Genomic DNA, 13,518 nt, shown 5'->3' on the forward strand with positions numbered 1-13,518 from the left:
TCGCACTGCGCCCATACGCTATCGATCTAAACAGTCGCGTGGAGGATGCGCGAGGCATTAAAGATCCACAAAAGATAAGCGAAATTTTGCAAATTTTAAAAAATGCGCAAGGCTGATCTCCGTGTGCAAACTCGCGCGATAGTTATATCTAAATCAAGCGTGTATAAGGAGGAGCCAAATGCATAACGACGAAATTGCTAGGTTTGGCATAAACAAAACGCGGTATGATAAAAATATAAAGGATTTCTTACAAAATAAAAATTGCGATAAGCGAAATTTGGCGGGCGGCGGGCTAAAATTTACGAGCGATGGCAGGCAAAATTCTATAAATGCCAGCGAGCAAAATTTTACGAATGTCGTTGAACAAAAATCGCAAATCGATCTCTCTTGTGCCACTGATACACCCTCGCAAAATTTTAAAACTCAAACAAGAGATTACGACAAAGAACCGATAATCATAAAAGATAATTCAATAGAGATGATTAAATTTTATTCGCCATTTCTGTATTTTCTTAATTTCATAGATTTTGGAACAAGGCAAGACTCGCCGAGATCCGTTAAACGCTGGCTAGGGCTCCCAAGTAAATTCGGTACCTGTTATATAAAATTTAAAAATTCAGTTATCGAATATTATTCCGAGAAAAAGAGAACGACCCTATACTCTATAAATTTATCCAAAATAATTGCGATAAAACGCACCTTTGGGCCATCCACTTTTAAAATGACGAAAAAAGGTAAAATTTCAACATTTTTTGTCGCGTTCGCGTGGATAATCCTTTTATCTTTGGTAGTAACTTTTAAAAATAAAATTTCTTATGGAATTTTAATTGTGCCGATTTCCTTATTTTTGGCGTTTGCGCCCTTAATCATATTTAGATTTAAGAAAAATTTGGGATTTGACATAGGAAACGACAGCCTTATTTTTATGAGCAATGGTAATTATATCGAAGCAAGCATATTAACAAGCAAAGAATACAAAGAGCTAAAAGCCTATTTTCTACTCAAAATAGGGAAAAATTTAGATAAAATCCGGTCGCAAATTTTTGTGTAGGCTATAAAGAATAAAAGATGAATAGAAAACAGAGGCTCGAAAAGCTAAAGAAAATTCTCAATGAACGGCGTCAAAATTTAGAACGGGGTTCAGGGCGGAATTTTGATGCCGAAAATTCTGACAGTAAAAATTTTAAATTTGAAAAACTCACGGATGACTCTACGATAAATACAAACGAAAAATCTAATAAATTTGAACAAAATCCGAGTTGCGCTAGTGATTATAATAAAGAGCCTTTAGCGCTCAAAGATAGGACGAATTTTTATATAGTTCTTGCTACGGTATGCACGCTTGCGATTATGATTTTTATGTATTCATACGAACCCAATCAAACTAGATATAATCAGCTTTTTATAGTATTTCCATTTTTCGGATTGCCTATCATAATGGAATATTTTACAAATTTTTAAATAAGAAATTTGTAAAATTTTATAATGATCGAGTTACCTATTATACAAATAAAATGCCCGAAAAAACTATATTCTTATTTATTTTTATTCATCTCAAAATTTATATATTTTTTGGTTTTTTAAATTTCAACTTAGATTTATATTCTACGATAATATAATAATCCGAGGTAAGGATAAAGATATCGCCTTTACGATAGAAACTATAGACGACTACGTTAGGATAAAAGAATTTTTTTATGAAGACAAAAGACATTGATTTGGACAAGACCCAGCGCCACGTATGGCTGGATTTAATTAATAATTAAAGAGCTTTAGATGAAAGAAGCCTTAATCGACGAAGCCTTTAAATTTTAAAATTTAAAGGCAATTCTTAAAAATTGATCGTAATCTTTCTTGTGCGGAATCTATTTTATTGTTGCGCTTTATCACGTTACTAAATATGACTACAAATTCTTAAATTCCATCTCCAGTTGCTTGCGCCAATCTTGCAGCGAGCGCTCCGCTCTGGCAGCGTATTTCTTTATAAGTACGCCGCCAGAGCTTGACTAGATACGCCGCCTCTGTATAGATTAATCTCTGAGATTAAATATCAGCCTTAAGCGGCGCGTCTTTGAAAAATCCCCACGTAAAGCGCGAAAACAAAACCGATCGCGACCGCGTAAGGAGCGAACTCTGTGATGCCTTTAGCCGAGCTTGCGAGCAAGAAATTGTGCGCGACCGCAGCGCCCGCTGCCATGCCGATGACGAATACGCCCGAGCTCAAATTTCCCGTGCCAGCCTGCACCAGATGCTTGCCCGGGCAGCCCTCGCTTAGGCTGAAGCAAAGACCCGCGAGCACCATACCCAAGAAGTTCCAAACGAAATCGTTATGCGCGATAGGCTGGCCCTCGAAGCCGAGTTTGTATTGTCCAAACGCGATATTTGCGATGCTCGCAAACACGATGACGCTTAGCACTCCCCAAAACATCGAGAAATCGCCGCGAAAAATTCTACCGAACGCGCCGACGCTGCAAAATTTGCTTCTGTGCATCACCGCGCCCACGATAATACCGGCAGCTAGCGAGATGCCTACCGCGGCGTGTTGCGCGCCGGGACCTTTAGCGGAGATAAAAAGCGCGCCGCCCTCGCCCGTTTTGAGACCGAAAATCAAGGCCGCAAGCAACGCAGCGCCCAGTAGTACAGGCAAAATTCCGATCGCGCCGCTAAGCCTTGCCTCTTTGCTCGCCTCATAGCCGCGCTTTTTAAGCAAAAACCCAATGAGTACGCCGCAGATCAGACCCGCTAACCCGGCTAACGCGGTCAAATCGCCGCCGCCTAGGCGCAAAAACGCGCGCCACGGGCATCCCAAAAATACAAGGCAGCCGATCATCGCGAAAATCCCTAGGAAAAATTTCGCAAACGGCGAACTGCCGGTAACCGGCGCGAACTCGCGCGTCCAAAGCACACTTGCCAAAAAGCCGCCGAACACGAGCCCTATGATCTCCGGGCGGATGTATTGCACCACGGCGGCTCGATGAAAGCCCAGCGCGCCCGTGGTGTCGCGCAAAAAGCAAGCGACGCAAACGCCCATATTGCCTGGGTTTCCGAAATGCACCAGCGTCGCACCCAGCACGCCTAGCACGGCGCCTGCGATGATGTACCATTTAACGTTATTCATGAAAAGATCCTGAAATAATCTAGATCGACCGATCTCTTAGGCGCGATTTTATCCTTTGTAAAATAAAAAGCAAATAAATTCCGATCTGAATTTGCAAAAAGCTAAATTTTAAAATCGTGCGGGCGACCGCTAAATTTAAACGCAAGCAAATCGCGAGCGTTTAAATTTAGACTCTTTGTTGAGATAAAAACGCCAAATTTATCTGCCAGATTTCGGCACAGACGGATCGAAACAAAAAGCTAAAGCGTAGAGGTAGCGCGGACGCTATGTAGGCGGATACAAGCGGAGCGGAGGGGGCAGAAACGGCGCGGGCAAGGTGCGGACAAGACGCAGTCAAAGCGCGTAAGCGGCCCAGACGGAGCACAATACTTGCCGCCAATAAAAACAAATTTCAAATATTTTTGAAATTAAATTTCAACCTTATTTAAGTATGTAGATATATAATAATGTATCTTAATTTTATTTTAAAGGTCGGGGCATGAAAAAGCGAATTTTATTGGTGCCGCTTGCAATAGGCGCGATAGGCGGAGCGAATGCGGCCGAAAACAACGCCACGAAGTCGCAGGATCTGGGTCAAATCGTCGTGCAAGTGACGGTAAGCGCGGTCGATAACCTAAAATACGCGGGCTCGGCCGGAATTTTAACCCCCCAAGGATATGAAAGCCAAAATCAACGTGATCGATTCGATCATGCAGATACCGGGCGTTGACGGCAGCATGGATATGGGGCGTCAGATCGGCAGGCAGTTTCAGATCCGCGGATTTGGATATCAAAGCGACGAGCGCGTCATCATCAAGCAAGACGGCGTGCGCAGAAGCGCGGGGATGTACTCGAATATGATCTCATCCTTCCGCACCGATAGCGACATTTTAAAGCGCGTCGAGGTCATAAAGGGCGCCTCGTCCGTGCTGCACGGCTCGGGCGCGATCGGCGGTATCGTAAATATGCAGACAAAAAGCGCGAGCGATTATCTAAGCGAGGGTAAAAGCGTAGGTTTGATGCTAGGACAGAGGCTTGAATCAAACAATATGCATAGCACGCGCGGCGCGATTTACGGCAAGGGCGAGGAAATTCCGATCGACGTTTTACTCTACGGCAAGCGCGCAAGCTACGGCAACGTTAAGTTCGCAGACGGCGGCACGCGCTACGCCCCGGACTACGACAAGAGCTTCAATAACGAGCATATCGATACCGGATTTTTTAAGATCGGCGCGAATTTGGACGATCACCGCATAAGCTTCAGCGCCTTTGATTACGACGAAAATTTACACACGATGTGGCAGACACTATGGCAAAATGATGCAGATCTCTTCGTAAGCGGAAATTTAAGCCAGAGAGATTACGTTTTTGATTGGACCTTTACGCCGCAAAGCCCGCTAGTGGATATGTCTTTTAAGGCCTACAAAAGCAAAGCCGAGTATAAACGCGGCTATATCGACGGCGCAGATACCGGCAGCTACACGAACAAAGACGATCGTAAGGGACTAGAGATCAAAAATATCTCGGAATTTGATACGGGCTTTTTAAATCATAGCTTCGCTTTCGGCGGCGATTACGAAAATAGGCAGGAGGATGCGATCTTTATCCAAAATGGAGCGCTAAGAGATTTCGCCTCCTTTCCGAATGAATACAATAGCTACGGGCTTTTTGCACAGGATCTGATCCGCTTGCACGATGATTTAGAGCTTACCTTGGGCGGTAGATACGATAGATTCGATCGCGACATCAAAGGCAGATCGGCTAAATTTAAAGATTCCAGATTTTCTCCGCGCGCGGCGATTGCCTATACGCTCTTTGATAAATTTACGCTTTTGGCGGGATACAGTGAGAGTTTCCGCGCGCCTACTCCGCACGAGACATCGCAAAAAGGACCGATAAACCGAATGTATTATTACATCCCAAATCCCGATCTAAAGCCTGAAACCGTCAAAGAGTACGAGGTCGGATTTAGCTTTAAACAGGATGAAATTTTTACGGACGATCACTTCGATATGAAATTTATCTACTTTAACGGCAAGATCGAAGATATGATCGGCATAAAAGCACTTCCGCATCTGGGCGTGCCGCCGGGCGGCTTCTCGCAGCAATACGGACAGCATCAAAATATCGATCAAGCCAAAAGGCATGGTTTTGAGCTAAGCTCGAATTACCAAACGCAGGACTTTGATTTCGGCGCGAGCTTCGAGCGACTTAGAATTTACAACAAGCAAACGCACGAAAATATAAACAACCACGCCAAAAAACTAAGCGCACACGCCTTCTACTCGCCTCTGCACGATCTAAATTTAGGCTTTGAGGTAAGCCACTACTTCAAGCCTCATTCTAAACCCGCTTCATATTTTGCACGCAGAACGGAATATTTTTATGTTGATAAGTCCTTTACGATCGCAAATTTCAGAGGAAGCTACAAGATCAAAAACGGCGTTATTCCGGCCCTTGACGGCGCCGATCTGAGCTTTGGCGTAAATAATATTTTCGATCGGCATTATATCAACGCAAACCGCACGCGAGATACTTTAGCGGTCGGCGCAGGACGAAATTTCTACGTCGATCTGGAAGTAAGATTTTAGAGTAAGCTTATACGGGCGAGGTGCGGGTTAAATTTTAAAACTTACCCAGCCTTCGCCCCTCTTTCTTTTTAAATTTAGACCTCATCGAGACCTTTTGGTGATAAGGCTTAAATGTGGCATAAATTTCTAGCGCTATAAAATTCCGCAATTTTTAAAATTTAACAAACTGCAAAATTTTATGGGTTGCAAAGCCCGCAAGCTGCGAAATTCCACGCCTCATCAATCGATAGCGTTGGAGCTTTTTAACACTACTAGATGTTTTTTGCCCGCGAAGCTTAGCACTACGGCAGCGTTATTTTCGTCGATCTCGCGCACAAGCTCTACTCGCACGTCGCTAGGTCTTGCAGTATCCGAGCTAAGCAGCTCATTTTCTAAAATGCTTCTAAATGCCGAAACCTTGGGCTCTTTTGCATCCGATCTTTCCTTTGCTCCCTCGCGAAATTCCATCGCACCACTCTCGGCAGGTCTTACTTTAGGCGGCGAAATTTTATCCTCTGCTCTTATATTCTCGGCGCTCTCAGAGCTTTCGTCCGCCTCCGTAGCTTCCGAACGCTCGGCACGCGCAACTTCATCGTAAAATTTATCGTGTGCACTCTCTTCGCTCACGTTCTCGCCTCTTAAAAAATCTGCACCATCTACGCTTTTTGAGTCGTTAGAATTTTTTAAATTTAAAGCAGAGGCTTCATCTTTCTTCGCAAACTCCTGCGAGTCAGAATAATTGGTAAAATTTGCGTTCTTTGATCCGCTCTGATTTTTAAAAGAGGAGTCGTTTAAAATTTCATCGATGCCCGTCACGTCGACATCGGCGCCCTCCATGCTAGCGTCGTCTTCAAAAACCCGCCATGTCTCGTCGATACTTTTTTGCGGCTTGTGTGATAAAAATTTTCGTACGCCGACAAAAACCGCAGCCGCAAGCAGTAACGCTACTATTATCGGCATCACGGAAATCCCGTTGCTGCTGCTTTGCGCCGTCTCATTCGCCTCGCTCTTCACGCTCATCTTGCTCTGATCGAAAGCGGGGTTTTTTACGCGCAAAATGAGCTTTAAATCATCGTCTTGGGAGTGGGCATCTACTAAAAGATCGGCACCGGTAGGGAAATTTATCTCAATATCCTTGCCCTTAGGCGCGATCGTAAAGCTTTTTAAGACCTTTTGATTGGTACGCATCTCGTTAAATTTCTCATCGCCGCCGAGCCCCTTTAAAATAAGGCTCATCGACTGCCCATCGACGCGGCGCACGATGTCTGGCTTGTATGCGGAGTCAAACGCCAAGGCGATGTCGACGCTGTCGTCGTGGTTGAAAAGATCGTATTGCATCAGATTGGCGCCGAGGCAAAAATTTGCGATTAAAATCAAAAATATCTTTTTCATATTTATTCCGTTAATTAAAAAGTTCGGCGATCTTGTCTTGCAGCTCGCGCCCGCCGTAGTTCGCGCATAAATTTACGATCGCAGTGCCGATGATAGCGCCGTCTGCGTATTCTTTCGTGGCGCGAACGTCGCTAGGGCTGCGAATACCAAAGCCGATCGCTACGGGCAGATCGCTCATTTTTTTAAGATCTGCGACCATATTTTTTAGGCGTGAGATCGGAGTTTGCTTGCTTCCGGTCACGCCGATAGCTCCCACGCCGTAGATGAAGCCCCGCGCGCGGCTCAAAACTCGCGCGGCGCGGTGCTCGCTCGTAACACTAATAAGCGGGATGAGCGCGATACCGAACTCCTCGCAAAGCGCGAAAATTTCTTCGTTTTCTTCATACGGCAGATCTGGGATTATTAGTCCGCTGATGCCGTAGCGCGCCGCCTGCGCTACAAACTCGCGCGCGCCGTAGGCAAAGATCACGTTGTAATAGACCAAAAATACGAGCGGCTTACGCGTTTGGACCTCTTTTAAAATTTCAAATACCGTGTCTGCGTTTACGCCGTTTTGCACCGCAGAAAAGCTCGCTTTAAAAATTTCCGGACCGTCCGCGAGTGGGTCGGAATACGGGATACCGATCTCAAGCAGATCGATCACGCTTTCGTCTAAATTTGACAAAAACTCCTTCGTGTGCGCTGGGCTCGGATAGCCAGCCACGATGTAGCCGATGTTCGCCTTTTTGCCCGCAAAGGCCGCCTTGATCTTATCCATAAATCGTTCCTTTTTTATAATTCATCACGGTATCCATATCCTTATCGCCCCTGCCGCTTACATTTACTACGATCGTTTTTCTGCCTTTTAGCTGCGGACAGAGCTTTTCTAAATACGCTAACGCGTGCGCGCTTTCGATCGCGGGGATGATGCCCTCAAGCCTACAGAGTAGTTTAAGCGCCGTGATGCACTCATCGTCGGTTACCGCTTCGTATTTTGCGCGACTTATCTCGTGCAGATGCGCGTGCTCCGGCCCTACGCCCGGATAATCAAGCCCCGCCGAGATGCTGTGAACAGGCTCGATCATGCCGAATTTATCCTGCAGTACGATGGTTTTCATGCCGTGGATGATGCCCGCGCGCCCGTTAGTGATGGTCGCTGCGTGATAAGGGGTTTGTGCGCCCAAGCCGCCCGCTTCGACGCCGATGAGTTGCACGTTAGGATCATCCACGAACGCGCTAAAAATTCCTATCGCATTGCTTCCGCCTCCTACGCAGGCTAGGACGTAGTCGGCTTTGATCCCCTTGCTTGCGAGCTGAGATTTGGTCTCAGTGCCGATAACGCTCTGAAATTCCCTAACCATCTTAGGATACGGATGCGGTCCGACCGCCGAGCCGATGACGTAAAATACGCTCTCAATCTCGTTCACCCACGCCTGAATCGCCGCAGTGGTGGCCTCTTTGAGCGTTTTAAGACCGGTGCCGATTTTGATCAAATTTGCGCCCAACAGCTGCATCCTAAAGGCGTTTAGCTGCTGACGCGCAGCGTCGGTCTCGCCCATATACACGTCGCACTCAAGCCCAAATAGCGCCGCTGCCGTCGCTGTCGCCACGCCGTGCTGCCCCGCGCCGGTTTCTGCGATGATCTTTTTTTTACCCATTTTTTTAGCGAGCAGTGCCTGCGCAAGGGCATTGTTGATTTTATGAGCGCCCGTGTGGTTAAGATCCTCGCGCTTTAGATAAATTTCATGCCCGTAGTGCTCACTAAGGCGCGCGGCGTGATATAGCGGCGTCGGGCGCCCCGCGTATTCGCGCAGCAAGTAACTTAGCTCATCTTTAAATTCCTTAGTCTGCGCTATGGTGTTGTACGCATCCTCCAACTCCTCGAGCGCAAACATCGCCGTCTCCGGCACGAATTGCCCGCCGAAACTCCCGAAATACGCCTTTTTATTCATCCTATCTCCTCGCATTAAATCGTGGAATTATATAAAATTTCGCGTTAAATTTCGCTTTTTTGACGGCGCTTTTGCGGCGCTCTTCTAAATTTATCGGATATACAGCTGCAAAAACGCGCGGCGCAAGATAGTAAATTTTAAAATTTACACTTTAAATTATGGCTAATATTTTACTTGATGAGTAACCCCAACTTCGTAAATTTGAATAATTTGTGAATTTATTTGCTTTCATTGCCAATATCGCTCTTTTTATAATTACCGATAGGACAAATTATATTATCTGTATCTGTAAGTCTTAATTTTTTCCACTCTTCAAAGCTATTAACTCTAATAAAATTATGCGGGATCTTTGACGGTTCATCAATAATCTCAAGACACTCGCTCGTTTCTCTTTTAAAATACTGCATAATAAGGTGATTATCGTTATTTTCCAAAGCTTTTTTTATGCATTTTGCTTTTAACTCAACATAACCGCTATTGCTTAGAGAATTTTTTGAAAAAAGCCTCATTGGAGCGCACTCGCTAATTATTTCCGTATAAATCATACGAAAAACAAAAAACGAAATAATTAGCAAAAATGGAAATAAGATAATATTTTTATATCGTTTTAAAAATTTCATCTTATTTCCTTATTTAGAATTTTCATATTTTGTGGATAAAAAACTTTAATCTTTGTGTTTTACTACCGCTTATGCCTATACCTGCTGCTATGGAGCTAGATTTGCTATCGTAATTATAGCTATCTCGCAGGCTATGAAGGCTTAGATCATGTCCTACCTTTAAAGCTAAAGCGTTATCCGCTCTAAGGTTTGCTCCTTTTATTAAAGCGTCGTTACTAGCTAAGGCATATATATTATGTCCTGCATAAACTTTAGCGTTATTGTGGCTAAGGCTTTCTTCTTTCATATTGCTTCTAGAGTAATCAAGCCCTGCGCTTCCTCCTCCGCCTCCATACATAGTAGCAGATACTCTTCCGCTTACGGTTTTAGAGCTTTGTTTAGCCTCATAGCTATCTTGCGAAGCATCGATAAAGAGATTATGAGTGTTTAGATATATATCATTGCTAGCATATAAATTTGAGCCTTTGATATTTATAGAGGTATCTTTATTGCTATCAGTTAAAATTTTAATATTCTTGCCGCTAAGATTAGAGGCTACGGAGCTACTTGATTTAGAACTATCTTTGGAAGTGGTTCCGCTAAGCTCTGCGGAGGCGCCTACGCTAAAGCCCCAGGTAACCCAGCTAGAGGATGCGGCAGATCCTTGAGAGATGAGGGCGGCAGCCGATAAGAGAGCAAGGGTAAAGTAAGAAAGCTGCTTTATAAAATTCATCTCTTTTTAAATTTACGCTTTTTACGCTTTGAAGTTTTAACGCTTTGATCGGAAGCATTTCTTTGCTGATTACACGCCGTCATTTTTATACTCCGTTAGCTTTTTGCCGCAGTCCGAGCAAATTTGATCCGTGTTTTTGACGTCCTCGTATCGGTAAAATTTACCGCAGTCTGCACACCACATATACTTCGGGTATCTTTTTATGTTCTTTTCAGAGCGGAAGGCGAGGTAAAAGAAGCAAATACCCGCTATTAAAAATACGATTGCGGGCAATATCCACAAAATACCCGCATCATCAAATTTAATATATTTCTCGCCTATCTTTATATTTTTATTTACTGCAAAAATTATAAGGTATAAAAAGAATACTACACCAAGAAAAAAGGAGCCGATTCTATCTGACATTTTGCCGCTTCTTTTCGTTATGATCTGCTTTATTTATAACGTTTTGTGCCATACCGTCCGATCCTTAACTTAAATTTGGGCTTTATGGAGATAAATTTTTATTCTTGATCGTTTTAAATTTCTCATATGACAAACCTGGAGTATTGTAAAATCAATGTATAATCTTCGCTATAAAATTTTACCCTATTTTTTCTATTGTAGATACTCATACTTAGCAGATATTTGGCGAAATTTATGTAATCCTTCGTATTAGGAAAATAAAATGTAACGCTTTGGTAGAATGTTTTAAAATCCAGCTCAAATTTATACTTATCCATATCGTCCGCTATGCAGCACTCCGCTTCGTCCATTTTAATAAATTCCTCTATATCTATGCATAGTTGAGCGCTATTTTTTGCAAATCGCGCTCCTCCCACCCAATATTCATAAGGGAAAAGCTCTAGGTATGAGATTCTTTCATCATACGATGATGTTAAAATGTTTTTTGCGAAATAATACATAGCCAAATTCGTAGTAAAACCCAAGACCACAAGCTTTTTGTCTTCTAGAATTTTAATATCTAATTTATGATACTCATGCCCCATAAGTTCCTCATCGATAGTTAGAGGATCGTCTTTAATATAAATTTTATTCGGTAGCACTGATTTATTCTCCTTTTATGACCCCATCTTTACCATACCACTTATATCCTTTTTCCGTAGGGAAAATGTGTAAATTTTCTATTGGTACATTTTTATTTCCTTTTGGTACTTGTATTTCTATATTATAATGGTCTGGAAAGCCATGTGAGTATTTGCCAAAATCCTTGCGTATAATTACAATGCTACCGTCATCTAGCTTACTAACCATTACCTTGTGATCCCCCGGTTTAATTTCTCCCCTCTGTATAATTTTTTCGATAATATTTGAACTATTTTGTCCTTTATTAATAGCCTCTTCGCTTATACGCACTATACTTTTAGCTTCATTTGTTCCCGCACCCTTTACGGTGTTACCAATAATTGCTGTTGAACCCCTTGTTGCTCCTACACCACCAACGGCCTTACCTAAATTTATTTCTGGAAGTACTCTTGCGCTAGGAATGAACATTGCTGACATATCAACGAGCCCACCCTGCATAACTTGATGGAAATTCCAACCCAAATAAAATTGACTACCCGTAGCGCTAAAAAACTTTTGTTCATAACCAAACTCTTCGTAATCATTATAATTTAGAAAGGTTAAGCCGTCGGATTTTTGCCTTAAATACATAAGTCCGTTTAATATATCGCTTTTACTAAAATTCGTTAAGCCTAAATTTATAATACCGTTCATATATGCATCTGTTCCATACGCAGCAGAAAGCAAGAGTAGTCCAGTGGCATCTTTTTTGGTGTAATTTATGCCGCGTTTGGACATTTGTTCTCGAAAATCTTCTACATTATTATGGATGAAATCTTTCTCCGCCTGATGCAACTGCCTATTCGCTCCCTTCTGTTTATCCAGTCTAGAGAATTCTTTATTGTTGCTTGCGTAGTAGTTTTGATTGATACTGCTTGGATTATTTATCTTAGCAGAGCCGTAGCCACTGCCGTATGAGCTAAGAGCATATCCGTAATATCTAGCGACTGCGTTTCCGAAATTCTGTGAATAGGTCGAATGATCATCTTCGTTTTGGAGGAAGTTTATGCCTCTTTGATGATCCATAGCTCTTTGGCTTTCTGTAGCCGAAGTAGCGACTAGATCCTTTGTGCTTTTGTTGTTTTTTATATTGATATAGCTGCGCCCGGTCTGCAAGGAGTAAAAGCCCATTATCTGCTTACCATCTCTACCGGTCTCATCGGTGTAGATGGTCTTTGTTTGATTAGGAATGTAGCCTAAATTTAGCATTACCTGTCTTGTGATGTTTTGCGTTATGGCTTGTTTTTCTTGATCAGAAAGCTCATCGCTTTGTAGCATCCCTCTTAGCTCTGGATTATTTGCTAACTCCTGCCTTACTCCGTTTACTACCATAAAGCCTTTACCGTTTTCGCTAAAAAAGTCCGTAAAGCTAACTCTATCGGTAGTTGCTATTTGGTATATGGCATCGTATATGGTAGAGGCGTCTTCATAATCCCTTTTTATCTCATTCCTTCCCTCCTTACTAAACAACCTCATATCCACGCTTGCATCGACGTTAGAGTTTAGCTTGGTATAATATAGCTCTTTGTTTAGCTTGGAGCTATCTCTGTTTAATCTCGTAAGATCGTCTGAGTTATATAGAGCTTTATTGTTAGGATCGGATTGTAAAGAAGCAAGCTCATCTTTGCTTAAAGAGCTTATATCTTTATCTCCTACTATAAGCTCTCCTTTTCCTATAGTAGCTAAGCTTTTACTCATATAGTAGGAAAGGTTTCTATTATTAGAGTAGTTAATCGATGAAATTTTAGACTTAGGGTCGGTAGCGCTATCTTTAGATTGAGCGTTCTTGCTCTCTTTAGATTGAGCACTCTCGCCCTCCTTGTTTCCTCCTTCTTGTTGCGGATCTTTAAGAGCATAATTGGTTCCTATGCTTAAAGAATTTGATTTGTCGTATCTGGTGTTACTTAAATTTGAAAAAGTTAGGGTATCTGTTTTTAATCTAAGCTTGCCGTTATCTATGAAATTTCCATTCTCGTCATAGTAGCCTGCGGCTATTAGTGATCCTTTTAGATCGGTATTAGATCCTACTGAATTTAACGCTAAAACCAGGAGAATAAACCTAATAAATTTCATTCCGTAATGAACTGCTTATAAGGATCTGGCACCGTCGGATGTTTGGAAAATAGCAATG

General features: G+C 42.8%; 13 protein-coding genes. 4 read left to right on the forward strand and 9 right to left on the reverse strand.

The annotated features are described in order from the left end of the window. The first annotated feature begins 178 nt into the window (after window positions 1-178). Window positions 179-1,051 (forward strand): hypothetical protein, encoded by an 873-nt coding sequence (locus Q0413_RS08755; protein WP_298989240.1) that lies wholly within the window; start codon window positions 179-181, stop codon window positions 1,049-1,051. A 17-nt stretch (window positions 1,052-1,068) separates the two neighbouring features. Continuing rightward, window positions 1,069-1,461, forward strand: coding sequence for a hypothetical protein (locus tag Q0413_RS08760; protein ID WP_298989251.1), 393 nt, complete (start codon window positions 1,069-1,071; stop codon window positions 1,459-1,461). A 595-nt stretch (window positions 1,462-2,056) separates the two neighbouring features. Here the strand turns inward: Q0413_RS08760 and yedE are convergent. Further along, a complete protein-coding gene (gene yedE, locus Q0413_RS08765) occupies window positions 2,057-3,118 on the reverse strand; it encodes a YedE family putative selenium transporter (protein ID WP_298989265.1) in 1,062 nt (353 codons plus the stop codon). 478 nt (window positions 3,119-3,596) lie between these two features. Here yedE and Q0413_RS08770 point away from each other — a divergent pair, with 478 nt between their 5' ends. Together Q0413_RS08770 and Q0413_RS08775 are read left to right on the forward strand one after the other, a co-directional pair. After that, entirely contained in the window at window positions 3,597-3,827 is a 231-nt protein-coding gene (locus tag Q0413_RS08770; protein ID WP_298989275.1) for a hypothetical protein, read from the forward strand. Beyond that, window positions 3,775-5,688 (forward strand): TonB-dependent receptor, encoded by a 1,914-nt coding sequence (locus tag Q0413_RS08775; RefSeq protein WP_298989289.1) that lies wholly within the window; start codon window positions 3,775-3,777, stop codon window positions 5,686-5,688. Before Q0413_RS08770 ends, Q0413_RS08775 begins: the two co-directional genes overlap by 53 nt. 219 nt (window positions 5,689-5,907) lie before the next feature. Here the strand turns inward: Q0413_RS08775 and Q0413_RS08780 are convergent, their stop codons facing one another. The 8 genes from Q0413_RS08780 to Q0413_RS08815 all read right to left on the reverse strand — a co-directional run bounded on the left by Q0413_RS08780 (window position 5,908) and on the right by Q0413_RS08815 (window position 13,460). After that, window positions 5,908-7,059, reverse strand: a complete 1,152-nt coding sequence (locus tag Q0413_RS08780; protein WP_298989301.1) for a hypothetical protein — start codon at window positions 7,057-7,059, stop codon at window positions 5,908-5,910. Window positions 7,060-7,069: 10 nt separating this feature from the next. Further along, entirely contained in the window at window positions 7,070-7,816 is a 747-nt protein-coding gene (trpA, locus tag Q0413_RS08785) for a tryptophan synthase subunit alpha (RefSeq protein ID WP_298989338.1), read from the reverse strand. Further along, window positions 7,809-8,990: a tryptophan synthase subunit beta gene (trpB, locus tag Q0413_RS08790; protein ID WP_298989355.1), complete on the reverse strand. Its 1,182-nt coding sequence runs from the start codon at window positions 8,988-8,990 to the stop codon at window positions 7,809-7,811. The genes trpA and trpB overlap by 8 nt, the downstream gene beginning before the upstream one ends. A gap of 218 nt (window positions 8,991-9,208) precedes the next feature. After that, window positions 9,209-9,610: a hypothetical protein gene (locus Q0413_RS08795; RefSeq protein ID WP_298989368.1), complete on the reverse strand. Its 402-nt coding sequence runs from the start codon at window positions 9,608-9,610 to the stop codon at window positions 9,209-9,211. A gap of 22 nt (window positions 9,611-9,632) precedes the next feature. Next, a complete protein-coding gene (locus Q0413_RS08800) occupies window positions 9,633-10,322 on the reverse strand; it encodes a hemagglutinin repeat-containing protein (RefSeq protein WP_298989381.1) in 690 nt (229 codons plus the stop codon). A 69-nt stretch (window positions 10,323-10,391) separates the two neighbouring features. Beyond that, window positions 10,392-10,727, reverse strand: coding sequence for a hypothetical protein (locus Q0413_RS08805; RefSeq protein WP_298989392.1), 336 nt, complete (start codon window positions 10,725-10,727; stop codon window positions 10,392-10,394). Between the two features lie 122 nt (window positions 10,728-10,849). Next, entirely contained in the window at window positions 10,850-11,368 is a 519-nt protein-coding gene (locus tag Q0413_RS08810) for a hypothetical protein (RefSeq protein ID WP_298989408.1), read from the reverse strand. Between the two features lie 4 nt (window positions 11,369-11,372). Then, the gene (locus Q0413_RS08815; RefSeq protein ID WP_298989421.1) at window positions 11,373-13,460 is read right to left on the reverse strand and encodes a hypothetical protein; all 2,088 of its coding nucleotides are present in this window, start codon (window positions 13,458-13,460) and stop codon (window positions 11,373-11,375) included. Window positions 13,461-13,518 lie beyond the last annotated feature (58 nt).

The organism is uncultured Campylobacter sp. (genome assembly GCF_938045465.1).
GTDB lineage: Bacteria > Campylobacterota > Campylobacteria > Campylobacterales > Campylobacteraceae > Campylobacter_B.

Bases quoted from the DNA above. Each gene is read 5' to 3' on its own strand.
- Q0413_RS08815 (WP_298989421.1), bottom strand. From the start codon at position 13,460: ATGAAATTTATTAGGTTTATTCTCCTGGTTTTAGCGTTAAATTCAGTA.
- Q0413_RS08775 (WP_298989289.1), top strand. From the start codon at position 3,775: ATGAAAGCCAAAATCAACGTGATCGATTCGATCATGCAGATACCGGGC.
- Q0413_RS08755 (WP_298989240.1), top strand. From the start codon at position 179: ATGCATAACGACGAAATTGCTAGGTTTGGCATAAACAAAACGCGGTAT.
- trpB (WP_298989355.1), bottom strand. From the start codon at position 8,990: ATGAATAAAAAGGCGTATTTCGGGAGTTTCGGCGGGCAATTCGTGCCG.
- Q0413_RS08800 (WP_298989381.1), bottom strand. From the start codon at position 10,322: ATGAATTTTATAAAGCAGCTTTCTTACTTTACCCTTGCTCTCTTATCG.
- Q0413_RS08760 (WP_298989251.1), top strand. From the start codon at position 1,069: ATGAATAGAAAACAGAGGCTCGAAAAGCTAAAGAAAATTCTCAATGAA.
- Q0413_RS08780 (WP_298989301.1), bottom strand. From the start codon at position 7,059: ATGAAAAAGATATTTTTGATTTTAATCGCAAATTTTTGCCTCGGCGCC.
- Q0413_RS08795 (WP_298989368.1), bottom strand. From the start codon at position 9,610: ATGAAATTTTTAAAACGATATAAAAATATTATCTTATTTCCATTTTTG.
- Q0413_RS08805 (WP_298989392.1), bottom strand. From the start codon at position 10,727: ATGTCAGATAGAATCGGCTCCTTTTTTCTTGGTGTAGTATTCTTTTTA.
- Q0413_RS08770 (WP_298989275.1), top strand. From the start codon at position 3,597: ATGAAAAAGCGAATTTTATTGGTGCCGCTTGCAATAGGCGCGATAGGC.
- yedE (WP_298989265.1), bottom strand. From the start codon at position 3,118: ATGAATAACGTTAAATGGTACATCATCGCAGGCGCCGTGCTAGGCGTG.
- trpA (WP_298989338.1), bottom strand. From the start codon at position 7,816: ATGGATAAGATCAAGGCGGCCTTTGCGGGCAAAAAGGCGAACATCGGC.